Source organism: Mesorhizobium sp. M0615, from assembly GCF_040320805.1.
GTDB lineage: Bacteria > Pseudomonadota > Alphaproteobacteria > Rhizobiales > Rhizobiaceae > Mesorhizobium.
This window is the reverse complement of the sequence record NZ_JAMYQI010000006.1, coordinates 264,520-287,405: the sequence shown is the minus strand read 5'-3', so window position 1 is coordinate 287,405 and position 22,886 is coordinate 264,520. Positions and strand designations below refer to the sequence as shown.

Sequence of the window (22,886 nt, the reverse complement as noted above, 5' to 3'; positions counted from 1 at the left end):
AAACCATGAAAGCGATCCGTGTTCACCGCCATGGCGGGCCAGATGTGCTCGCCTACGAAGATGTCGACATCGGCCAGCCCGGACCGGGCGAGGTGCGCGTGCGCAACCGGGCGGTCGGTCTCAATTTCGTCGACATCTATTTTCGCACCGGCGAATACGCGCCGCCCGCTCTGCCATTCATTCTCGGCAATGAAGGCGCCGGCGAAATCGTCGCCGTCGGTGAAGGCGTCAGCGGCTTCGCGCCTGGCGACCGAGTGGCCTATGTCGAGACCCTCGGCGCCTATGCCGAAGAACGCATCGTGCCGGCGCATTTCGTCGTGCATCTGCCCGACTCCATCGATTTCGAGACGGGCGCGGCCATGATGCTGAAGGGGCTGACGGCGCAATATCTGCTGCGTCGCACGTTTCGCGTCGAGGCGGGCCATACCATCCTGGTGCATGCCGCGGCGGGCGGCGTCGGACTCATCCTGACGCAATGGGCAAAGCATCTCGGCGCGACCGTCATCGGCACGGTCGGTTCACCCGAAAAGGCCGAACTTGCGCGCGCCAATGGCTGCGACCATGTCATCGAATACTGCAAAGAGAATTTCGCCGCACGGGTGAAAGAGGTCACCAACGGCGAAGGCTGCCACGTCGTCTATGACGGCGTCGGCAACGCGACCTTCCCGGCCTCGCTCGACTGCCTGCGGCCGTTCGGCACCTTCGTCAGCTACGGCACAGCGTCGGGGTCGATCCCGCCCTTCGACATCATGCTTTTGATGCAAAAGGGTTCGCTGTTCGCCACCTGGCAGTTGCTGTTCCATCATCTCGCCAGGCGTGAGGACGTTGTCGCCATGAGCGAGGATCTGTTCAGCGTCGTCCTCAGCGACGCAGTGAAAATCCCGGTGCACACAAGCATGCCGCTTGCCGAAGTGGCGGAGGCGCATCGCCGGCTCGAAGCACGGCAGACGACAGGCGCAACCGTGCTTATACCGTAGAAACTTAGCCCGGCCGCAGCATCGAACCGGAAATGGCGAAGATGCGCGCGGCGCCCATCATATAGGCTATCAACGTCTCGCGGCGGAACAGCCCGGCATAGGCGCGGTCGAGCACGTTGAGCGAACCGGTATAGGCGCCGAAGGCCGGCATGATCATGCGGCCGCCATCGCCGGCAAAGCAGCGCCGCCGAACCGAGCGGCCCTGCTGGACGATGCGGGCGCAAGGGTGAAGATGGCCGGCAACTTCGCCCTCGGTTCTTACCTTCGACGGCTCGTGGCGGAACAGCAGCGAGCCGATGGCGAGTTCGCGCACCGTCTCGCCGGGCAAATCCGCCGGCGCTTCCGGGTCATGGTTGCCGGCGACCCAGAACCAGTCGCGGCCGGCCATCAGCGCTTCCAGCAGCTCGCGAAAACTCGCATGCATGCGCTCGGCACCGCCGCCGTCGTGGAAGGAGTCGCCCAGGCTGATGACGATGGCCGGCTGGTAGTCGGCGATCACCGCTTGCAGCCGCAGCAGAGTGGCGCCGGTGTCATAGGGCGGGATCAGCGCGCCGCGCCTGGCGAAGGACGAGCCTTTTTCCAGATGCAGGTCAGAGACCGCGAGCAGCCTCAGATCGGGGAAATAGAGCACGCCGCGCGAATCACAGACCGCGCGCTCGCCCGCGATGCCGACAAAGTCGGCCTCGGCGATCAGCGATGCCCGCGCCAGCGAAAAATTCATTCCTCAACCATCCCAGGACCCATGGCTTCCTCGACCAAAGTCGCGGCATCCATCAGCAGCGTTTCGTCGGCCTCGCCATTCACCGGCATCTTGCCGATTTCGAGCATGATCGGCACGGCCAGCGGCGATATCTGTTCGAGTGCCTTATGCACGATTCGACCCTGGATACGCGAGAGCATGTCGGCAAGTCTGCTGACATCGAGCAGACCGGTCGCCGCGTCGGCGCGCGTCGCCTGCAGCAGGATGTGGTCGGGCTCATGGCTGCGCAGCACGTCATAGATCAGATCGGTCGAGACGGTGACCTGACGGCCGCTTTTCTCCTGGCCGGGGTGGCGCTTCTCGATCAGGCCTGAAATCAGCGCGCAGTTGCGGAAGGTGCGCTTGAGCAGCCAGCTGTCGGCCAGCCAAGCCTCGAGGTCGTCGCCCAGCATGTCCTGGTCGAACAGAGCGCCAAGCGAAGGTTTCCGCGATTTGAACATCGCGCCCATATCGCCCAGCGACCAGATGGCCAATGCGTAGTCGGTGGCGACGAAGCCAAGCGGCCTGGCGCCGGCCCTGTCCAGCCGGCGGGTGAGCAGCATGCCGAGCGTCTGGTGCGCCAGCCTGCCCTCGAAAGGATAAGCGACGAGATAGTGACGGTTGCCGCGCGGAAAGGTCTCGATCAAGAGGTCGTCGCGTTTGGGCAATACCGATTTGTCGGCCTGGAACCGCAGCCAGTCCGATACCTGCTCGGGCAGCTTCTTCCAGCGCTGCGGGTCGTCCAGCATGGCGCGCACCTGCTCGGCGAGGTAAGTCGAAAGCGGAAATTTGCCGCCGCCATAATAAGGAACCTTGGCGTCGCTTCCCGGCGCATTCGAGACGAAGCATTCGTTCTCGCGGATGCCTTCGAAGCGCAGCACTTTGCCGGCAAACATGAAGGTGTCGCCATGCGTCAGCGTTTCGAGGAAGGCCTCCTCGATCTTGCCCAGAGCCCGGCCGCCGTGCGAAGCCGAGCCTTTGCTGCCGGCCTTGACGTAACGCACATTGAGCGCCGGCACCTCGATGATGGTGCCGACGTTCAGCCGATATTGCTGCGCGACGCGGGGATTGGAGACCCGCCACATGCCGTCCTTGTTGAGGCGGATGCGGGCGTAGCGCTCGTAGTTCTTCAGTGCGTAGCCGCCGGTGGCGACGAAATCGATGACGCGGTCGAATGTCGGCCGGTCGAGGCTGGCATAGGGCGCTGCTGTCAGCACTTCCTCGTAGAGATCGTCGGCGCGAAACGGCGCTCCGCAGGCGCAGCCCAGCACATGCTGGGCCAGCACATCGAGCCCGCCATTGACCAGCGGCGGCGTATCCTGGGCGCCCAGATAGTTGGCGTCCAGCGCTGCCCGGCACTCCAGCACCTCGAAACGATTGGCCGGGATGAGGATCGCCTTCGACGGCTCGTCCATGCGGTGGTTGGCACGGCCGATGCGCTGCGCCAGCCGGCTGGCGCCCTTGGGCGCGCCGACATGGACGACCAGATCGACATCGCCCCAATCGATGCCAAGGTCGAGCGTCGAGGTGGCGACAATGGCACGGAGCGCGTTTTCCCCCATCGCCTTCTCGACGCGTCGGCGCTGGGCGACATCGAGCGAGCCGTGATGCAGCGCGATCGGCAAGGTATCCTCGTTGACCCGCCACAATTCCTGAAACAGCAGCTCGGCCTGGCTGCGGGTGTTGACGAACAGCAGGGTGGTCTTGTGGCGCTTGATCTCGCGATAGATTTCCGGCGTCGCATAGCGCGCCGAATGGCCGGCCCATGGCACGCGCTCTTCCGAATCGAGGATCGAGATTTCGGGCTTCGCGCCGCCGGTGACGACGATGAGTTCAGCCATGTCTCCCGGTGGATTCTGGCTGACCAGCCAGCGCCGCAATTCGTCGGGCTCGGCCACCGTTGCCGACAGACCGATCGTCTGCAGGCCGGGCACGATGCTGCGCAGCCGCGCCAGCCCGAGCGCCAGCAGATGGCCGCGTTTCGATGTCACCAGCGAATGCAGCTCGTCGAGCACGACATAGCGCAGATCCTCGAAGAAGCGCCCGGCATCGCCCGCCGCAATCAGCAGCGCCAATTGCTCGGGCGTGGTGAGCAGGATATCGGGCGGCGCCAGCTTCTGGCGCTGTCGCTTGTGGGAAGGCGTGTCGCCGGTGCGCGTCTCGATGGTGACGGGCAGGCCGATCTCCTCCACCGGCTTGCCGAGGTTGCGCTCGATGTCGACGGCCAGCGCCTTCAGCGGCGAGATGTAGAGCGTATGGATGCCGCGCCGTGCCATACTGGCTTTGCGTCTGGGGCGGTTGGCCAGTTCGGTCAACGATGGCAAGAAGCCGGCCAGCGTCTTGCCGGCGCCGGTCGGTGCGATCAAGAGCACCGATTGCCCGGCTTGAGCCTTCGCCAGCAGCTCGATCTGGTGAGCGCGCGGCGACCAGCCTTTTTCGCCAAACCATCTGATGAATGGCTCGGGCAGAAGGACGGCGGCATTCTGTTTGGCAAGGCGCGGCTGCTCGGTCACGCGAAAGAGGTAGCGCGACGGCGCGCGATCGCCAAGGAAAATCGGAACAAAAGGTGATCGGCCGAGCTATCCCTCGCCGCGTTTACGGGGAGAGGGATGCCGGCCGGCAAGTGAGGCGCAGCGCGACCTTTCAGTCGCTGGCGTCGCCCCTCATCCGCCCTTCGGGCACCTTTCCCCGTGAACGGGCGAGGAAGAGGCGCTAGGGCCGCCGAAACCCAGTCGGCCCGCCATACAGATACCCAATCCGATCAACCGCATCCTTCAGCCCTTCGCTCGAGACCAGCATGGTGTGGCCGTTGGCGTGGATCATTGTCTCGGCGTCGGTCATGATCGCGACATGGCCCTTCCAGAACACCAGGTCGCCGCGTTTCAGTCCGGCATAATCGAATCCCGGATCGAGCGGCTCGCCGAGGCCTGCCGCTTGCATGTCGGAATCACGCAGCACATTGCGGCCGGCCATGCGCATGGCCAGTTGCACAAGGCCCGAACAGTCGATGCCGAAGCCGGCGGTGCCGCCCCAGAGATAGGGCGTGCCGAGAAACATCTCGGCGACCGAGACATAGTCGGCGGCGATGTCACTGACCGGGCAAATATGGCCGGCGATCAGCGCCTCGCCGGAGGGCAACAGCGCATAGTGCGTGCCGCGCGTTTCGGCGGCACCGGTTACCGTCACCGTCGAGCCCATCGACAATTGGCCGCTGATCGGGAAGCGCAGATCCGGGCCAGGATAGAGGAAGGTGCGCGGCGCCGTGACGATGTGGGTTGGCGCATGCTCGGGTGCGCCCAGCATGGTGGCGCCGACGTAGCCGACATAGCCGTCACGTTCGGCCTGGACCCAGGCCCATCCCTCGGCTTCCTCGAAGACAAGCACATCGTCGCCGAACAGAATTTGCGTGTTGACGCCGGCATCCGGGCGCGGTGCCTTGCGCACGTCAGCCACGGAGGCTGTGATCCGGGCCGGACGGCCGGTGACGAAGCGATCGGCCGACACCTCCCCTTTCAGCCTGGCATCGGCGAGGTCGGAACGGAAGGCGTGGAGGCGGGCATCCCTGGCAGTCAAATCGGTACTCGTTCTAATTCATGGATTGATCAGATGGGCAGTTCATGAGCCCTGGCAACGATACCATCCCCGAAGCGCTCGACAAAGAGCGCGCCTTCGACCGTGCGCCGGATCAGCACATTGCGCTTGTCGAGCTCGTCGCGATGGCGTGACACCAGTTTCAGCGCACCCATCGTGTCGAGCGCGCGGGTGATAACCGGCTTGGTGACATTGAGGCGGGCGGCTAGACCGCGCACCGTGTGCGGCGGCGGGTCGAGATAGATGGTGAACAGGATCGCCGTCTGGCGCATGGTGAGATCTGGCGCGCCGGCGCGCACCTGCGACAGCATCACCTGCTGCCACAGTCGCATCGCCTGGCTCGGACGCATCGAAATCGACATCGACCGAGCATGACGGGAAATTGTTTCGGTTCCGTTTCAGTTTTGGTGGCCGGTTTCAGGGCCTCAGGCATAGCGCCTCGAAATGACCCGCTCCAGTGCACGGATGCCTTGCGCCTCGCCGCCGGCGGGTCCATAGGGGCGATCGGACGGGTTCCAGGCGAAGATGTCGAAGTGCGCCCAGCCCGTTGTCCGTTCGACAAAGCGCTTGAGGAACAGCGCCGCGGTGACCGAGCCGGCGAAACCGTCCGTGGTGACGTTGTTGATGTCGGCGATCTTCGACGCCAGTCTGGCGTCATAGGGCCGCCACAACGGCATGCGCCACAACGGATCCTCGACGGCCATGGAGGCCGCAGCCAGTTCGGCCGCCAGCACTTCGTCGCCAGTGTAGAAAGGCGGCAGATCGGGGCCGAGCGCGACACGCGCTGCCCCGGTCAGCGTCGCCATGTCGATCAGCAGTTCCGGCTCCTCGTCATCGGCCAGCGCCAGCGCATCGGCCAGCACCAGCCGCCCTTCGGCGTCGGTGTTGCCGATCTCGACGGTGAGGCCCTTGCGGCTGGTCAGTACATCTCCAGGCCGAAAGGCGTTGCCGGCAATCGAATTCTCGACTGCTGGGATCAGGACACGCAGCCGGACCTTCAGCCCGGCAGCCATGATCATCGAGGCCAGGCCCAGCACATTGGCGGCGCCGCCCATATCCTTCTTCATCAAGAGCATGCCCGACGAAGGCTTGATGTCGAGGCCGCCAGTGTCGAAACAGACACCCTTGCCGACCAGCGTCACCTTCGGCGCGCCTTCCGGTCCCCAAACCATATCGATCAGGCGCGGCACTCCGACCGAGGCCCGGCCGACCGCATGGATCATCGGGAAATTCTGCTTTAGGAGATCATCCCCCTTGATCACCGATACCTCGGCCTTGTGAGTGGCCGCCAGGGTCCGTACGGCCTTCTCCAACTCGTCCGGTCCCATGTCGCTGGTCGGCGTGTTGACGAGGTCGCGCGCCAGGAAGACGCCGTCGGCGATGCGCCGGACACGACCCGCATCGGCGCCGGACGGCAGCGCAAAACGCAACGCCTTGCCTGATTTCTTGCCGTAGCGAGTGAAGACATAGCCGCCGAGCACCAAGCCTATGGCGGCGAGTTCCGGCTCGGCTGGAGCGGCGGCAAAATGCCAGTCGCCTTCCGGCAAGGCTCTCGCCAGCATGCCGACGGCCAGCGCCCCCTCGCCATCACCGACGCCGAACAAGGCGCCGGCAAGGGAACCGTTGTCGCCGGCGACGGCGAGCGTCCTGCCGGCTTCGCCGGAAAAGCCGTTGGCGGCCGCCCATGCGATCGTGGAAGGCGAAAGCCCCAAGGCCTCCAGTCCATCCCTCGCGACCAGATGGACCGGCAAGGCAGTGTTTAGTGTCTCGATGAGTTCGACGGGCATTCGATGGTCTCCGGGAAGGCTTGCAGATCGTCCCCAGTCAAGTGACAGGGACGTCGGATGATTTCAACATCTATGCACAGAGACCAGACATTGGACATGCCAGGCCAATGGCTTCCGGCGGGCCGTTCGCCGATCAGACGGCTCGCTTTTTAACTGTCCGTTAGGGTTAACAGAATATTTCTGCGGGGATGAAGATGGCCACGTGAATGGCCACGCGCAGGAATGGAGAGCCCCGTGCCGATGCCCACCAACCGCAGGATGAACGTCACGGGCAAACGGTTGGTCACCACAGCGTTGCTGATGGCGCTTGCAGCCGGTGTTGCCGGGTGCGGAACCAGCAAGCTCACGACCGGCTCGATCGGTCGCACCAGCGGCAAACCGCTGGAAACCATGTCGGCCAGCGAGTTGCACGGGGCAACCGGGCGGCTCGGCGAATCCTACGCAAAGAACCCCAACGACAAGCGGCTGGCGACAAATTTTGCGGCGGCGCTCCAGATGGACGGCGATGCCGACCAGTCGCTTGCCGTGATGCGCAAGCTGGCGATCGCCTACCCCAAGGATCGCGACGTGCTTGCCGCCTACGGCAAGGCGCTGGCCGCCAACGGCCAGTTCGAGCCGGCGCTCGACGCCGTGCGCCGGGCGCAGACGCCGGAATATCCGGACTGGCGGCTGATGTCGGCCGAGGCCGCCATTCTCGACCAGCTTGACCAGAAGGATGAAGCGCGCCAGAACTACCGCAAGGCGCTGGACCTCAAGCCGAACGAACCCTCGATCCTTTCCAATCTCGGCATGTCCTATGTGCTGGAAGGCGATCTGCGCACCGCCGAGACCTATATGCGCTCGGCAGCCCAGCAACCGAATGCCGACAGCCGGGTGCGCCAGAACCTTGCGCTGGTCGTGGGACTGCAGGGCCGCTTCGACGAGGCCGAGAAGATCGCCTCGCAGGAGCTTTCGCCGGAACAGGCGCAAGCCAATGTAGCCTATCTTCGCCAGATGCTTGCCCAGCAGAACGCCTGGAGCCAGCTCAAGGATCAGGACAAGGCAAAGGCGGCGACCAACTGAGCGCCGCATGGGCGCCGGCTCCGCACAGCGCAAAATCCGTCCACGCATCAACGCTGAAAACCAAGAGCCGCACTGCATTGGCAGTGCGGCTCTTTGTATGGCTGCAACGAGGCCTACTGGCTTGAGGAATTGTGCTGGTCGCCGAAGATGCCGCGCTGGCTGACCTGAATGCCGGCTGGGCCCAGAATGATGGCGAACAAAACCGGCAGGAAGAACAGGATCATCGGCACGGTAAGCTTCGGCGGCAGGGCGGCGGCCTTCTTCTCGGCTGCATTCATGCGCATGTCGCGGCTTTCCGCGGCCAGCACGCGCAATGCGTGCGCCACGGGTGTGCCGTAGCGTTCCGCCTGGACCAGTGCCTGGGACACTGACTTCACCGATTCCAGGCCGGTACGAGCCGACAGGTTTTCATAAGCCTGCTTGCGTTCCTGCAGGTAAGAGAGTTCGGCATTGGTCAGCACGAATTCCTCCGCCAGCGCCACCGATTGCGAACCGATCTCCTCGGAGACCTTGCGCAAGGCAGCCTCGACCGACATACCCGACTCGACGCAGATCAGCATCAGGTCGAGCGCATCCGGCCACGCCGCCTGGATCGACTGCTTGCGCTTGGCGGCACGGTTGTTGACGTAAAGGATCGGCGCGTAGAAGCCGGCGTAGGCGACGAGAATGCAGACGAACAGTTTCGCGAAGGCCGGCCGGTCAGGCAGTCCGCCGAGCACGAACAGATAGATCGCTGCCAGCGCGAAACCCACAAACGGCAGGATCAGGCGGAAAAACAGGAAGCGCGTCAGCGGGTTTTGGCCACGAAAGCCCGCCACCTTGAGCTTCTGCAACGTGCCTTCATCGGCCAACGCACGCCGCAGGTCCAGCCTGTCGACGATGTTGCGCATGCCGATCGACTGCTCTTCGCGCAGCCCCTTGCGGCGGCGATCGGCTTCGTTGGCAAGCCGCGAGCGCTGCTTGGCGCGCAATTCGTCACGCTCCAGCGCCACCGATTTCATGCGCGCCTCGAGCTGATTGCCGCCAAGCGCCGGCAGCAACGTGAAGACGGTCGCGAACACCGCAACGCCGACCAGCAATGCGATCAGGAAGGCAGGATCGGTCAGCGATTTTACGACTTGGTCGGTCATCCGTTTTCAGTCTTTTCGTTCGAGCTTTCCAAGGTGGGCCTAAACTTCAAAGTTCATCATCTTGCGCATCACCAGAATGCCGATCGACATCCACACGCCGGAACAGCCAAGGATCAGATTGCCGGTGCTGGTGGTGAACAGCGGCATGATGTAGTTCGGGCTCGACAGATAGACGAGAAGGGCGACGACAATAGGCAGCGCGCCGATGATGACGGCCGACGCCTTCGCTTCCATGGACAGCGCCTGGACCTTGGCCTTCATTTTCTTGCGATCGCGAAGCACGCGCGAAAGGTTGCCTAGCGCCTCGGAGAGATTACCGCCGGCCTGTGACTGGATCTGGATAACGATTCCGAAGAAACTTGCCTCGCTGCACGGCATGGTCTCAGCCATGCGCAAGGTGGCGTCGGGGATGGACATGCCAACCTGCTGCGAATCGACGATCCGGCGGAACTCGGTCTTGACCGGCTCCGGCGATTCATTGGCGATCAGGCGAATGGCGTCGTTGAGCGGCAGGCCGGATTTGACGGCGCGCACGATGATGTCGAGGGAGTTGGGAAATTCGTTGAGGAATGCCTTGACCCGGCGCGCGCGGCGAAACGAGACGAACCAGCGCGGCAGGCCGAGCGCGCCGGCCAGAAGCGTACCCGGCAGGACAAGTAGCGGCGCGCCGGCGAGATAGGCGAGCACCGTCAGCGCGATGCCGCAAATGACGGAGTAGATATAGAAACGCTCGATCGAGACCTGCATGCCGGCCTGACGAATCTGGGCCTTCAACGGCGGCTTCTTGACGGCGAGTTCGTTGGTTTTCTGCTTTTCGTCGAGCTGTTTCAGCGTGTCCTGGACAGATTTACGCCGCTTGACCGCCTCCGCGACACGGTCGCGCGAAGCCTTGACGACCGAACGATCGGTCTCGGCGGCCTTGATCGTCTCGAGCCGCTTGCCGGCCTGCTTCTCGTTGCTCATCTTGGTGAACAGGAAGGCATAGGCGACCGCACCGGCGCTGAAGCCGGCGAGCACGATGAAGGCCAGTACGGTGGTATCAATTCCGAACATCGACCTCAGTCTCCACGCCTGGATATGCGTTAGTCAGCGCGTTTCTCCATCGATTCCAGAGCATTGGCGAGGCGCTGTTCCTCGCCATAGTAGCGGGCGCGATCCCAGAAATGCGGACGGCCGATGCCGGTCGACACATGCTCGCCAAGCAGCCTTCCGTTCGAGTCCTCGCCCTTGATGTTGTAGAGCACGATGTCCTGCGTGATGATGACGTCACCTTCCATGCCGATCACCTCGGTGATGTGGGTGATGCGGCGCGAGCCGTCGCGAAGGCGTGCTGCCTGGATGATGACATCGACGGAGCCGACGACGATTTCACGCACGGTCTTCTGCGGCAGCGAATAGCCGCCCATGGCGATCATCGATTCGATACGGTTCAGGCATTCGCGCGGGCTGTTGGAGTGGATCGTTCCCATCGACCCGTCATGGCCGGTGTTCATCGCCTGCAGCAGGTCGAAAACCTCCGGTCCGCGCACTTCGCCGACGATGATGCGTTCGGGCCGCATGCGCAAGCAGTTCTTGACCAGGTCGCGCATGGTCACCTCGCCTTCGCCCTCGAGATTGGGCGGGCGGGTTTCGAGACGTACCACGTGCGGCTGCTGCAGTTGCAGTTCGGCCGAGTCCTCGCAGGTGATGACGCGTTCCTCGCGGTCGATATAGTTGGTCAAGCAGTTGAGCAGCGTCGTCTTGCCGGAGCCGGTACCGCCGGAGATGACGATGTTGCAGCGGACGCGGCCGATAATCTTGAGTATCTCGGCGCCCTGCGGCGAGATGGCGCCGAACTTGACCAGCTGATCGAGCGTCAGCTTGTCCTTCTTGAACTTGCGGATGGTGAGCGCGGTGCCGTCGATGGAGAGCGGCGGCGCGATCACGTTGACGCGAGACCCGTCAGGAAGACGGGCGTCACAGATCGGGCTCGATTCGTCGACGCGGCGGCCAACCTGGCTGACGATGCGCTGGCAGATGTTGAGCAGCTGCTGATTGTCGCGGAAGCGGATGCCGGTCTGTTCGACCTTGCCGTTGACTTCGATGTAGACGTTCTTGGAGCCGTTGACCATGATGTCGGCGATATCGTCGCGGGCGAGCAGCGGCTCCAGCGGCCCGTAGCCTAGCACATCGTTGCAGATGTCGTCGAGCAACTCTTCCTGCTCGGCGATCGACATTGCGAAATTTTTGATGGCGATGATGTCGTTGACGATATCGCGGATTTCCTCGCGCGCGCTCTCGGGATCGAGTTTCGCAAGTTGCGACAGGTCAATGGTGTCGATGAGTGCGGAGAAGACCTGGCTCTTGGTGTCGTAGTAGGTTTCGCTTTTTTCGCGCTGGATCTTTTTTGGCGGCTCCGGCGCCATCGACGGCGCCTCAACGGCACGGCGAGTTGGCGGCGTTGCCAGCGCTCCCGGCGGCGGCGCTGCCGGGGGTCGGGCAAGTACCGCCATGTCCGCAGGCGTTGCAGCAGCCGGCGCCGCTGACGCTGGCTGACGGAACTCCGGGGTGAACCGGCCGCCGTCGTCGGAGCCTCTTTTTCCAAACATGATCGACTACCAATTTCGCTTGAGAAGCGTCATTTCTTGTTACGCGAGAGCTTGCCGAGGAGGCCGCCAAGGCCTGCCTTCCTCCTGGCCTTGATTTCGCTGCGACCGGTCAGCACGTGCGCGATTTCGTTGATCATGCCGACGACCGGGCTCTTGGGATCCATCTCGCCCAGCATGCGGCCGTTGTTCGCGGCATTTCCAAACAACAACGGGTCAAAGGCGATGACCGACATCGGCGTGAGGCTGAGCGGCTCGGCGAAGTCGGAAGCGGAAATCTCGGGCCGTTTCGGCACGCCGGCCTGATTGATGATCAGTTTCGGCGGCGGATCGTTCGGGCGAAGCCGCGTCAGCATATCGACCAGATTCTTGGTGTTGCGCAGATTGGCCAATTCCGGCGTCGCCGTGATGACGATCTCGTCGGCCTTGATCAGTGTGTTCTTGGTCCAGCCCGTCCAGATATGGGGGACGTCGAGCACCAGCAGCGGCACGCTGCGCTGGGCGGTATCGATGAGTTGCGTGAAGGCATCGGGATCGAAATCATAGACACGTTCGAGGGTGGAGGGCGCGGCGAGCAGCGACAGATGTTCGGCGCACTGGGCAAGCAGACGGTCGAGATAAACCTCGTCGACGCGTTCGGGCGAAAACACGGCCTCGGCGATGCCTTGCGCAGGGTCCTGGTCGAAATTTATGTTGGCCGTCCCGAAAGCCAGGTCGAGATCGGCGACGACCACTTCCGACTTGAACAGCGATGACATCGCCCACGCCACATTGTGGGCGATGGTCGAGGAGCCGACGCCACCCTTGGCGCCGACGAAGGCGATCGAGCGGCCGATCGGCTCGGCTTCCGGATCGACGAAGATCGACGAAACCACCGAGACAATATCGGCCATCGACACGGGCGCGATGACGTATTCGGAAATACCGAAGCGGATGAGTTCGCGGTAAAGACCGACATCGTTGTAGTGGCCGATCACCACGACTTTAGAGGAGGGATCGCAATATTCTGAAAGCTGGGCAAGCTGCTCCAGCAACTGCTTCGGTTCGCTGCGCGACTCCAGAAGGATGAGGTTCGGCGTCGGCGCGGATTGGTAGAATTCGATCGCCGTGGCGATGCCGCCCATATGCACTTTCAGATGCGCCTTGGCCATGCGGCGATCCTCGCCGGCCCGCTCCACCGGATGCGCGACACCTTCCGTCTCGCAAAATGCCTGGATGGAAATACGCGGAACCGGCCGCAGCGCCTGCATCGCGGCAATATCCAATTGCGAGCTGTCGCCGCCGTCTACGGGCGTATCGTAGGCAAGATTGCTCATTGTCATGCTCTTTTCCGTGACTTCTCTTCCGGTCTCTACGCGGGACCGGCGCTCCTAGTACGTCACTTCCGAATTGCCGAGGAACTCGTCCGAAATACCTCTGCCGCGGTAGACGTCGATCACCGCGCCGCGGTTCTCGGCGTCGATGTCGGACGACTTTCTTGGCCCGAGCAGATCGGTCGGATTGGCGAGTTGCGCGGCGAGGTTGTTTTGAGACGAGCAGCCGTAATCGGCGTAGTGCTTGTTTTCGGAGGTTTCGAGGATGTCTTCGGGCCAGCGCCCGCATTTGTCGGTCTGGGCTCTCACCGAAACATAGGAAACGCGGATAGGCGCCGACGCTTCCGGGGAAACCGACTGGTAGGAGGTCACCACGATCCGGTTTAGCTTGATGCCGCTGGCAACCGCCAGCCTTGCGAAATCGCGCGCCGCGGCAGTCGCCGCGACCTCATTAGCCGAGCCGATCGGGGTTGCGATCGTCAGCGCCGGGGCAGCGCTCTTGTCGTAACCGTCGAGGAAGCCCAGAAGCGTGTCGCGCTGCGAGCCGGTCATGCCGCGATCGCCGGCGCCGACCGGGAGGTCGAGCTTCTGGTTCTTCTCAGCAATTACGATCGGATGCGTGGTGCGATAATCATCGGGAATCGCCCCAACCGTGATGCTGTCGCGCTTAGCGCAACCGGCAAGCGAGGCGGCGATCGCGATCGCCAGGATCGGCATTGCCGATCGGCGGATCCGGCCACGGCCAGACCATGCCGTTGCGGCAATCGCCAGTACCTTTGATGCTGACTGAGACATGTCCGCTTCCCCGCTTACTTGTAGATGAAGCCGACAACGCCGTGGTAGCGGCCGTTGGGCTTGTCGGTCTGCATGGTGCCGTAGACGCGGTTGACGCGGCCAAGGAACATGGCCGGACCATCGCCGGCGGCATTGAAATTGTCGTCCGGCTTAGCCAGGTCGTTGCGCGCCACCGGCCGAGCCAGATAAGGCGTGATGATGATGACCAGTTCAGTTTCATTGCGGACGAAATCGCGGCTGCGGAATAGCGTGCCGAGCACCGGGATCTTGGTCAGGCCGGGCAAGCCCGATACAGCCTGGCGGACGTCGTCGCGAACGAGGCCGGCAATCATCATCGAACCGCCCGACGGCAATTCGACGGTGGTGTCGGCAAGTCTCTTGCGGATCGACAGAAGCGTCAGGCCGGGCAAGCTGCCGCCGCCTTCCAGGGTGGTAGCACCTTCCGAGGTCGGCTCCGAAACCGATGTTCTGACCTTGAGGCTGATCCGACCCGCCGACAGCACAACGGGCTGGAACTCGAGGCCTATGCCGTATTCCAGCTTTTCGTTGGTGTAGGTGACCTGGCCGGTCTGGTTGTCGGTCGAAACGTTGTTCGTACGTGCCGTGATGAGATTGAATTCGCCGCCGACCCTGAACGTTGCCTTCTCGCCCGAAACCGCGGTGAGGGTCGGTTCTGCAAGCGTCTTCATGACGCCGCTTTGCTCCATGGCATTGATGTAGGCTTTGAGGCCACTGCCGCCCAAGTTAAAGCCTGAATTCTGCGAAAGCGGCTTTCCCAAACCGTAGTTGGGCGAACTCAGCGCACCGTAGGCGATGCCGTCCATGCTGCCGCTGCCAACCATGTTGACGCCGAGCTGCTTCATCACCGAGCGGCTGACTTCGGCCACGGTCACCTTCAGCGTCACCTGGTCGTCGCCGATGATCTGTAGCAGGTTGACGATCTTCGAGACCCGGCGTTCGGCATCCGGGTTGTTGATGTCGACGCCGCCATTGGCATTGCCGCCGGCCGCGGTCTGCGAATACTGGCCCGTCGTCGCTTCACCTCCGGACACGAAGATGGTTGCCAGATCGACGGCGCGCTTGGCATCGAGCGGCGTATCCACCGTCCCGGTCAGGACGACGTTGTCGTTCAGCAATTCGACCTTGATCTCGGCATTTGGAAGGAAGCGCTTGAGGTAGTCTTCCAATCCGGCGACGTCGCGTTCGACGGCCAGATCCAGGCTGGCAATCTGCTCGCCATTGGGACCGAAGACGAAGATGTTGGTTTCGCCCACCGACTTGCCGAACAGATAGATGCGCCTTGCGGTGCGGGTCACCGCATCGGCGACCGCGGGATTGGCGACAAGGATGTCGTAGGCGTCGCTCGGCAGATCGATGACGACCGATTTGTTGAGGCCGAGCTTGACACGTTGCGTGGCGGTCGAGGCCGTGACCCCGACGCTCTTTCCGGCGGCCTTGGCGTCGCCGAGGCCACTTGCATGGGCTCCGAGGAAAAGCAGGCCGACGGCTGCAGCCATGGTGACCGGCAGTTTAGCGACTAACCTCATTTCCTTGCCCCTACTTCGGAAACTTCGCCCGATTTGATCAACCGCACCGTTCCGCGCCGCCCACTGCCGGAAACGAGGTAGTCGGCTTCATCGGTACCCTTTTCCTTGTTGTCGGTGATCGAGCGCAGCGCCAGCGTCAGGCGATCGGCCATCTGCTGGGCGACGGTTATGATCTCGGCCTGCTGCGGCGTCAGCTCCAGCGTCGCCGTCTGTCCGACCCTGGTCTTCTTGCCTTCCTCGTCCTCCTGGATGGTCTGATCGATCGCCAGGACGCGGATGTTCTTGAGGATGGTCTCGGTGGTGAATCCGCTGCCGCCGTTGCCGGTGTCGGATCTGCGGGTCATGATGACGTCGACAAAATCGTTGGGCAGGATGAACCCGCCTGCCGACGTGTCAGCCGAGATCGCGGTGGCGACGGCACGCATGCCGGTGGGCAGGATCGAAGACATGAAGCTTTGCCCCTCGCCGATCAGCTTGGAGCGCCGCAGCGGCTCACCGGTGTACATCGCCATGCGGGCGACGGAGCCCTTCAGTTTCTCCCGCGCTTCGGGTTCGGCGGCACGGGTGATGAAATTCGCATTGATGCCATCGGACGGCCAGGACTCCCAGCTGAGATTGTTCTCAAGTGGGCTGCCCATCGGCACGTCGCCGGAAAGCACGAGCACATCCTGCAAGGCAATGGCCGGCGCCTGCGGGGCATCGGCGACGACCTGCTGGGGCGGGACCGCCACCATATTCTTGGCGACATAACCTGCACCACCCGCCGCAGCCACCGCCACGCCCAGAATAATCAGTCGGGATGCTGGCATCTGTCCGAACCCTCGCCTTTAGGCAACCACCTAGCCAGGCCGGACTTTGCAGCGGCAATCGTCAAAACAAGGTTAATGCAATGCTTACGATCGTGATTAATTTAAGGTTTACATAAATTGGACGGACCCGTGCTCCGACGACAGAAAGGGCGACCAGCGGCCTCTTTTCAGACCGATGTCGGAGCGGCAAAGGTTGCTTGCTGTTTCAGTTCGCCAGCTTTGCCAGTGCCCAAACCATCAGGGGTGAATCCGGATAGGTCAGCAGCCCGCCAATGCCGAGTGCAATGCCGTAGGGAACGCCAGTCGTGTCGTCGGCGAAATGGCGCAGGAATAGATTGTGGCTGGTGTAAATCGCCAGCGGCGATTTCCGGTAGAGAAGGATGGCGAGCGTCAGCAGTCCGCCGATGAACGTCGATATCACGAGATACTCGACAAGGTGAATGTTGAACCCCATCCAGACGGCGGTGCCGGCGAGCAGCTTGGCGTCGCCGCCACCCATGCCGCCGAGTGCAAACAGACCGAACGTCACGGCCAGCACCAGGCCGCCGGCGGCGAAATGCCAGCCATAGGTTGCCCAGTCCATGGCCGTCAGCGGCGCAACCAGCGCAAACACCGCCAGCAGCAGCACCGGTACGCGGTTGGCGATCGTCATCGACAGCATGTCGGAGATCGCGGCGAAGAGCATGCAAAAAGGAAAGATGACGAAGATCAACGCTTCGAGCATGGGCGCGACACCCTGTTGCCAACTGTATCCAGCCTCAGCCTAGACATATATGATTAACGATCGATGAGACTGGGTTACTCAAAACCACCCGACGCGATGAAATAAGGGCCGCCAGTCAGGCGGCCCCTATCTCTAAGGCAACCAGGGTATTACGAACCACTCACCTTACCGGCGATGGCGATGAACTTGTTGTTCAGGGCGTTGCCGAGCTGACCAGCGCCAAAAATGATGGCAAGCGCGATGAGAGCGGCGATCAGACCGTATTCGATAGCGGTCGCGCCGGATTCGTCCTTCGCGAAACGTGCGATGAGATTAGACATTCGAGAGCTCCTACTCCACGTGTTACAGCACTTCCGTCAACTTCTGTGGTGGTTGATCGGATGCTGCTAATCTACGGAGAAGCTCTTTCAATCGGCTTAATAAACAGCCTTACCGATTCCTTTCCCGCTTCGAACAGCTTGCGTGGTTAACCGTAAACTAAACGCTGGACAGTAGCTCGCCTGCCCGTGAAAAGCTGTAATTTCACGGCTATCGGCAGGACGCATTGTTATATTAGCTGGCAGCAAGATTGGAGCGAATACCCGGCGCCGGTCAAGGGTTTAACCGTTGGTTCACCAATCTCCTTCATGTTCCGTGAACAAGTTTTGCCGCTGTGGAGCGCCTCGATGACCGCCATGAAATCGTCATTCCTGCTTGTCGCGCTTCTCGCCGTCCCGGCTTTCGTGCTGCCGGCCAAGGCCGGAGCCGGCATCGAAGTGACGATGAACCAGGCCAAGATCGTCAAACTGACACGCCCCGCCGACACCATCGTCGTCGGCAATCCGGCGATCGCCGACGCCTCCGTCCAGGATGCATCGACGATCGTGCTGACGGGCAAGGGGTTCGGCGTGACCAATCTGGTTGTCCTCGACCACGATGGCAGCCCGATCGTCGACGAGCAGGTGACCGTGGTGCGCCAGGACGCGTCGTCGGTGCGTATCTACAGGCGCGCCTCGGTCCAGACCATGTCCTGCACGCCCTATTGCGAAAGCTCGTATAAGAGCGACTCGGAAAAGTCGTCCGAGGCCGAGATGAGCGCTGGGCAGTAAGCGCCTCAGGTGACTTGATTGTCTGGGGGAGAGCCGCGTCGGTTAGCGGCCGGTTAATGTCGCCTGGTCGAATTTAACGGTCATTCAAACCGGAGCTAAATGGGTTCTTGATAGTGGTGCCGACGGTACCGCATCAGGATCGGCAGGAACGGGATATGGGCGACGTTTTGGACGAGGATTCAAGACGCAAGATCTGCAAGGCCAAGGCAGGGCGCGTGACGTTTGCCCGTCGTTTCCTTGGTGATCGGCGCGGCGGCACGGCGATAGAATTCGCCATGCTTGCGTTACCGTTTGCGGCTCTCGTCTTCGCCATCCTCGAGAGCTGCATTTCATTTGCCGGACAGGAGGTGATGGCCAACATCACCGATGATATCGCCCGTCAATTGCGTACTGGCCAGTTGAGGCAAGCCGATGTGACGGAAGAGAAGCTAAAGGGTAGGGTCTGCGCCAGACTCGAGATCATTGTCGCCAAGGGTTGCCCCGGTTTGCTGGTTGATCTGCGCCCGTTCAAGACCTTTGCCGGGGCAGCCAGTGCGGGTTTCAAGATTTCCGGCTCGACCATCACGCTGACGGGCAAGGATCCGGATACAGGCAAGGACCCGGCTTTCGGGACCCCCACAATAGGTCCGGCAGAATCAAAGAACATGCTGCGGGTTTTCTACCCTTGGCCGGTCATGACCGATTTCATGGCTCAATACATGTCGAATATGGATGGCGGCAAGACGCTGCATTACGCAACGGCAACGTGGCAAAACGAGCCATTCGACAACTGAGGCACGTGTAGCAAAGGAAAAGGGCATGTCTCGTGCGGGGGCACATCCGTGGATATCGGTTATCTGGAAGAGAGCGGCGCGGTTTTGTGCCGATCGGCGGGGCATAGCGGCGGTCGAGTTTGCCCTCATCGTGCCCGTCTTGCTGATCATGTATTTCGTTACCATGGAGGCCTCGCAAGCCATCGAGACCAGCAAGAAGGTCAGCCGCATCAGCTCCATGGTTGCCGACCTCGTCACGCAGCAAACGTCGGTGGTCAATGCAGATCTCACCGACATTATGAAAATCGGAAACTCCAGCCTTCAGCCTTATAACCGCTCAGTCGCCGATATCTTCATCACAGCAATCGACATCGAAGCCGATCCGGGCAAACCGACACCGAAGGCGAAGGTGGCGTGGTCCTGGCGCGTGCTGAATGGGGTCACGAGCCGCGACTCCAACCCGACAAGCTCCACAACTGTTCCGGCGACGCTCAACGTTGCGGGGACTTTCCTTATTCGTGTCAAAACCACTCTCAAATATGAACCGATCATCTCCTGGTCGGAAAGCGCCGAAAAGCCGCTCGGATTTATCTCGGCCTTCAACGAAGGCAAAATAACGATGAGCGAAACCTACTATCTCAGGCCGCGCCGGGCCACCTCGATCCCCTGCAGCAATTGCTGAAGCAGTTCTACCCATTCAACCCGGGTCATTGCGCGCTGCTGTCCGTGCTGCCCGACACCAGGCGCACGATGGAAGCGGCCATCGCATAGTCACTCGCAGCGGCGAGCGTGAACCCTCCCGCATGTTTCGATTCCACGAAATCGTAGATTTCCGGCGACTGCGATCTGAGATTGGTGAGGAAGACCGTCAGTCGGCGTTTGGCTTCGGGGTCAAGATCGCTGCGGACGGCGTGAGGGCCGTATCTGAGCACGCCGGAGGTCCAGATGATCTGGAGCGCGGCTTCTGGAATGCCCGCCGCCTCCAGTCGCGCCGCCGTGCCGTCCGGATCAGCCGGCTGATCGCCAGCAATCGCCGTCCAGTTTTCCGCCGTGGCCCGCTCCCAGCCGAACACGGCATCGGCCTGGCCATCGACCAGCATAGTTTCTGCGGCGGCAGCCGAGCCGGCATGAGCGAGGAATGGCGCATCCTGGCTGATCTTGATGCCGTCGGCCGCCAGCCCGGCGAGCGGTAGAAGCGAACCGCCGACATTGTCGGAAGGCGCCATGGCGATGCTGTGCGTTTCCAGGGCCGCGAGATCGGAAAGCCTGCCGTCGCGCGTCAAAAGCACGGAGCGGATGCCCGTGGCACCGTCGGCATCGACCGGCGCCACAAGAGGTTCGACGCAGCCGCAGCGCTCCGAGGCGGTGGCGTAGGCGGTCGCCGAATAGACCGCGTACTGAATCCGGCCATTGGCCTGTGCCTCTATCAGCGCCGGATAGTCATGCGCGACGACGAATTCCACCTTCATGCCGAGCGCCTTGCCGTAGGCGTCAGTCAGCAAGGCCAGACCCGGAACCGTGTTGCCAGCGCCCGGCTCGGCAACGATGCCGATCCGAAACGTGCCGATCTGGTCGCGCCAGTCGGCGTGCGCGGCGAGCTGCGAGGCCAGCAGCGCTACAGTGGTCGCCAGTGCACTCCAACCGAGGTCAGCCCGTCTCATCGATCCATGCCCCGCACGCCGTTCCTTGAAGCGCATCGCATGTCTCAAGGATGCGTACACCACGCCTGCCCGACTTCGCGACTATCGCGCCAGGCCGTTGCCGCCTGGTTTACGATTTGCCAATGCCGCGACGGGACCTTATGTCTGGTCAACCAGACTGGCAATGACGGCACCGATGGCACGCGCTTTCCTCTTCGTTCTCGATTCTTTCGGCATTGGCGGCGCCGCCGATGCCGAACGCTATGGCGACGCCGGCTCGAACACATTCGGACATATCGCGCTGGCCTGCGCGGAAGCCCGCGCCGATCGCGAGGGCCTGCGCGAGGGACCGCTGAAGGTGCCCACCATGGTTTCGCTCGGTCTCGGCCGCGCAGCAGAAACCGCAACCGGCTTCCAATTCGACAGCAAAGCCGCTGTTTCAGCCTCCGCTTTCCACGGCGCCGCGCAGGAGATTTCGAGCGGCAAGGATACGCCGTCGGGTCACTGGGAAATCGCCGGGCTGCCCGTGCGGTTCGACTGGGGCTATTTCCCCGATAAGGTGCCCGCCTTCCCTGCCGAACTGACCGAAGCGATGATCCGCGAGGGCAAGGTGCCGGGCATTCTCGGCAACTGCCATGCACCCGGCACCGAGATCATCGAGCGCTTTGGCGAGGAGCATATCCGCACCGGCCAGCCGATCTGCTACACCTCGGTCGATTCCGTCCTGCAGATAGCAGCGCACGAAGTTCATTTCGGCCTGGAGCGGCTCTACGAGTTCTGCAAGACGGTACGCCGGCTGGTCGACCCGCTGAAGATCGGACGGGTGATCGCACGGCCTTTCCTGGGCGAAACATCAGCCACGTTCGAGCGCACCTACAACCGCCATGACTACGCCGTGCCGCCGCCTGAGCCGACGCTGCTCGACCGCTTGACCGGGCGCGGCAGCCGGGTGATCGCGGTCGGCAAGATCGGCGACATCTTCGCCCACCGCGGTATCTCGGAAGTACGCAAGGCGCCCGGCAATATGGCAATGTTCGACAAGGCGCTGGGCGCGATGGACGATGCCGGCGACGGCGACCTGGTGTTCGCCAATTTCGTCGACTTCGACACCGAGTTCGGCCATCGCCGCGACGTCGCCGGCTATGCCGCGGCGCTCGAAGCCTTCGACCGCCGGCTGCCCGAGGCACTGGCAAAGCTGAAGCCGGGCGATCTGCTCATCCTCACCGCCGACCATGGCAACGATCCGACATGGCGTGGCACCGACCACACGCGCGAACGCATCCCGGTCATCGGCATCGCACCGGGTCTCACGGGCGGCGACATCGGGCTCAGGACCACCTTCGCCGATATCGGCGAGACGGTCGCCGAACACCTCAAGCTGGCGCGCGGCCGCCACGGCGCTTCCTTCCATGCGGCGATAGGCGGCCATGCCTGAACTGCCCGAGGTCGAAACCGTCCGGCGCGGCCTGCAGCCGGTTCTGGAAAGCGCGCGGATCGTGCGCGTCGAGGCGCGCCGGCCCGATCTCAGATTTCCGTTTCCGGCGAAATTTGCGCAGCGGCTGACCGGCAAGACCGTCACCGCGCTTGGCCGCCGCGCCAAATATCTCACCATACACCTGGACGGTGGCCCGGTGCTGATCTGCCATCTCGGCATGTCGGGCTCGTTCCGCATTGAGACCGCTGATGACAAAGAGACGCCCGGCACGTTCTATCAAGAGCGCTCGAAGGATGCCAAGCACGACCATGTGGTGTTCCATGTCGTGTCGCCTGTCGGCGTCCAGTCTCGCGTGGTCTTCAACGACCCGCGTCGCTTCGGCTTCATGCTGTTTGCGGAAGGCCTGGCTGACGCGCATCCGATGCTGGCGGGACTGGGCGTCGAGCCGACCGGCAATGCGCTGGAAGGCGCCCTGCTCGCCTCGCTGCTGAAGGGCCGCAGATCGCCGTTGAAGGCGGCGCTGCTCGACCAGAAGCTGATTGCCGGGCTCGGCAATATCTATGTGTCGGAAGCGCTGTGGCGCGCCGGCCTTTCGCCATTGCGCGAGGCAGGCACCATCGCCGGGACCAGCAAGAAGGCCAAGGAACAGAGCGAACGACTGGCCGAGGCAATCCGTTCGGTGATCGCCGATGCGATCGCCGCCGGCGGGTCTTCGCTGCGCGACTATGTGCGCACAGACGGGTCGCTGGGCTATTTCCAGCATTCCTTCGCGGTCTACGATCGCGAAGGCGGGCCCTGTCCGACGCCCGGCTGTCGCGGCCACATCGAGCGCATCGTGCAAAGCGGCCGCTCGACCTTTTATTGCCGGACCTGTCAGCGGTAAGCTAGACAGGTCCTTCAGTGCCGCAATCA

The 22,886-nt window shown here is 62.6% G+C and carries 23 protein-coding genes; 8 read left to right on the top strand and 15 right to left on the bottom strand.

Going from position 1 to position 22,886, the window contains the following annotated elements:
- Positions 1–5 precede the first annotated feature (5 nt).
- Positions 6–977 carry a quinone oxidoreductase family protein gene (locus tag NKI46_RS12875; protein ID WP_023681973.1) on the top strand — a complete coding sequence of 324 codons (972 nt, stop codon included), beginning with the start codon at positions 6–8 and terminating at the stop codon, positions 975–977.
- A 4-nt stretch (positions 978–981) separates the two neighbouring features.
- On the opposite strand, the gene pdeM is transcribed toward NKI46_RS12875, so the two are convergent.
- Positions 982–1,698 carry a ligase-associated DNA damage response endonuclease PdeM gene (gene pdeM / locus NKI46_RS12870; protein WP_023681974.1) on the bottom strand — a complete coding sequence of 239 codons (717 nt, stop codon included), beginning with the start codon at positions 1,696–1,698 and terminating at the stop codon, positions 982–984.
- Positions 1,695–4,184 (bottom strand): ligase-associated DNA damage response DEXH box helicase, encoded by a 2,490-nt coding sequence (locus tag NKI46_RS12865; protein WP_352746548.1) that lies wholly within the window; start codon positions 4,182–4,184, stop codon positions 1,695–1,697. Before NKI46_RS12865 ends, pdeM begins: the two co-directional genes overlap by 4 nt.
- On the opposite strand from NKI46_RS12865, the gene NKI46_RS12860 reads away from it, so the two are divergent.
- On the top strand, positions 4,092–4,286 hold the full coding sequence (locus NKI46_RS12860) for a hypothetical protein (RefSeq protein ID WP_245260071.1): 195 nt from the start codon (positions 4,092–4,094) through the stop codon (positions 4,284–4,286). The two genes, NKI46_RS12865 and NKI46_RS12860, sit on opposite strands and share 93 nt — an antisense overlap.
- Before the next feature lie 142 nt (positions 4,287–4,428).
- Here the strand turns inward: NKI46_RS12860 and NKI46_RS12855 are convergent, their stop codons facing one another.
- The 3 genes from NKI46_RS12855 to NKI46_RS12845 all read right to left on the bottom strand — a co-directional run bounded on the left by NKI46_RS12855 (position 4,429) and on the right by NKI46_RS12845 (position 7,094).
- On the bottom strand, positions 4,429–5,289 hold the full coding sequence (locus NKI46_RS12855) for a C40 family peptidase (protein WP_352651314.1): 861 nt from the start codon (positions 5,287–5,289) through the stop codon (positions 4,429–4,431).
- 29 nt (positions 5,290–5,318) lie between these two features.
- Positions 5,319–5,669: a MarR family winged helix-turn-helix transcriptional regulator gene (locus tag NKI46_RS12850; protein WP_023669596.1), complete on the bottom strand. Its 351-nt coding sequence runs from the start codon at positions 5,667–5,669 to the stop codon at positions 5,319–5,321.
- A 63-nt stretch (positions 5,670–5,732) separates the two neighbouring features.
- The gene (locus tag NKI46_RS12845) at positions 5,733–7,094 is read right to left on the bottom strand and encodes a leucyl aminopeptidase family protein (RefSeq protein ID WP_352746468.1); all 1,362 of its coding nucleotides are present in this window, start codon (positions 7,092–7,094) and stop codon (positions 5,733–5,735) included.
- A 240-nt stretch (positions 7,095–7,334) separates the two neighbouring features.
- On the opposite strand from NKI46_RS12845, the gene NKI46_RS12840 reads away from it, so the two are divergent.
- Positions 7,335–8,156, top strand: a complete 822-nt coding sequence (locus tag NKI46_RS12840) for a tetratricopeptide repeat protein (protein WP_352746545.1) — start codon at positions 7,335–7,337, stop codon at positions 8,154–8,156.
- Positions 8,157–8,269: 113 nt separating this feature from the next.
- Here the strand turns inward: NKI46_RS12840 and NKI46_RS12835 are convergent, their stop codons facing one another.
- From NKI46_RS12835 to NKI46_RS12795, 9 genes are all read right to left on the bottom strand, one after another.
- Positions 8,270–9,286 carry a type II secretion system F family protein gene (locus NKI46_RS12835; protein WP_352746466.1) on the bottom strand — a complete coding sequence of 339 codons (1,017 nt, stop codon included), beginning with the start codon at positions 9,284–9,286 and terminating at the stop codon, positions 8,270–8,272.
- Positions 9,287–9,325: 39 nt separating this feature from the next.
- Positions 9,326–10,339, bottom strand: a complete 1,014-nt coding sequence (locus NKI46_RS12830) for a type II secretion system F family protein (RefSeq protein ID WP_023703461.1) — start codon at positions 10,337–10,339, stop codon at positions 9,326–9,328.
- Between the two features lie 29 nt (positions 10,340–10,368).
- Positions 10,369–11,874, bottom strand: coding sequence for a TadA family conjugal transfer-associated ATPase (locus NKI46_RS12825; protein WP_023738191.1), 1,506 nt, complete (start codon positions 11,872–11,874; stop codon positions 10,369–10,371).
- A gap of 29 nt (positions 11,875–11,903) precedes the next feature.
- Positions 11,904–13,187, bottom strand: coding sequence for a CpaE/TadZ family protein (locus NKI46_RS12820; protein ID WP_352746464.1), 1,284 nt, complete (start codon positions 13,185–13,187; stop codon positions 11,904–11,906).
- A gap of 54 nt (positions 13,188–13,241) precedes the next feature.
- Positions 13,242–13,979, bottom strand: a complete 738-nt coding sequence (locus tag NKI46_RS12815; protein ID WP_352746462.1) for a CpaD family pilus assembly protein — start codon at positions 13,977–13,979, stop codon at positions 13,242–13,244.
- 14 nt (positions 13,980–13,993) lie between these two features.
- On the bottom strand, positions 13,994–15,526 hold the full coding sequence (locus NKI46_RS12810) for a type II and III secretion system protein family protein (RefSeq protein WP_023681984.1): 1,533 nt from the start codon (positions 15,524–15,526) through the stop codon (positions 13,994–13,996).
- Entirely contained in the window at positions 15,523–16,335 is an 813-nt protein-coding gene (gene cpaB / locus NKI46_RS12805) for a Flp pilus assembly protein CpaB (RefSeq protein WP_023681985.1), read from the bottom strand. Before cpaB ends, NKI46_RS12810 begins: the two co-directional genes overlap by 4 nt.
- Before the next feature lie 205 nt (positions 16,336–16,540).
- Positions 16,541–17,059, bottom strand: coding sequence for an A24 family peptidase (locus NKI46_RS12800; RefSeq protein ID WP_023703464.1), 519 nt, complete (start codon positions 17,057–17,059; stop codon positions 16,541–16,543).
- Positions 17,060–17,208: 149 nt separating this feature from the next.
- On the bottom strand, positions 17,209–17,379 hold the full coding sequence (locus NKI46_RS12795; RefSeq protein ID WP_023681987.1) for a Flp family type IVb pilin: 171 nt from the start codon (positions 17,377–17,379) through the stop codon (positions 17,209–17,211).
- 345 nt (positions 17,380–17,724) lie between these two features.
- On the opposite strand from NKI46_RS12795, the gene NKI46_RS12790 reads away from it, so the two are divergent.
- The 3 genes from NKI46_RS12790 (at position 17,725) to NKI46_RS12780 (ending at position 19,581) form a co-directional block, all read left to right on the top strand.
- Positions 17,725–18,147: a pilus assembly protein N-terminal domain-containing protein gene (locus tag NKI46_RS12790; RefSeq protein ID WP_023681988.1), complete on the top strand. Its 423-nt coding sequence runs from the start codon at positions 17,725–17,727 to the stop codon at positions 18,145–18,147.
- A gap of 155 nt (positions 18,148–18,302) precedes the next feature.
- On the top strand, positions 18,303–18,920 hold the full coding sequence (locus tag NKI46_RS12785) for a TadE/TadG family type IV pilus assembly protein (protein ID WP_031196259.1): 618 nt from the start codon (positions 18,303–18,305) through the stop codon (positions 18,918–18,920).
- Positions 18,921–18,945: 25 nt separating this feature from the next.
- Entirely contained in the window at positions 18,946–19,581 is a 636-nt protein-coding gene (locus tag NKI46_RS12780) for a TadE/TadG family type IV pilus assembly protein (RefSeq protein WP_352459185.1), read from the top strand.
- Positions 19,582–19,606: 25 nt separating this feature from the next.
- On the opposite strand, the gene NKI46_RS12775 is transcribed toward NKI46_RS12780, so the two are convergent.
- Positions 19,607–20,560, bottom strand: coding sequence for a PhnD/SsuA/transferrin family substrate-binding protein (locus tag NKI46_RS12775; RefSeq protein WP_352746460.1), 954 nt, complete (start codon positions 20,558–20,560; stop codon positions 19,607–19,609).
- A gap of 175 nt (positions 20,561–20,735) precedes the next feature.
- On the opposite strand from NKI46_RS12775, the gene NKI46_RS12770 reads away from it, so the two are divergent.
- Complete coding sequence (locus NKI46_RS12770) at positions 20,736–21,974, top strand: phosphopentomutase (RefSeq protein WP_352459187.1); 1,239 nt, start codon at positions 20,736–20,738, stop codon at positions 21,972–21,974.
- Positions 21,967–22,857: a bifunctional DNA-formamidopyrimidine glycosylase/DNA-(apurinic or apyrimidinic site) lyase gene (mutM, locus tag NKI46_RS12765; protein WP_352459188.1), complete on the top strand. Its 891-nt coding sequence runs from the start codon at positions 21,967–21,969 to the stop codon at positions 22,855–22,857. The genes NKI46_RS12770 and mutM overlap by 8 nt, the downstream gene beginning before the upstream one ends.
- Positions 22,858–22,886: the final 29 nt, after the last annotated feature.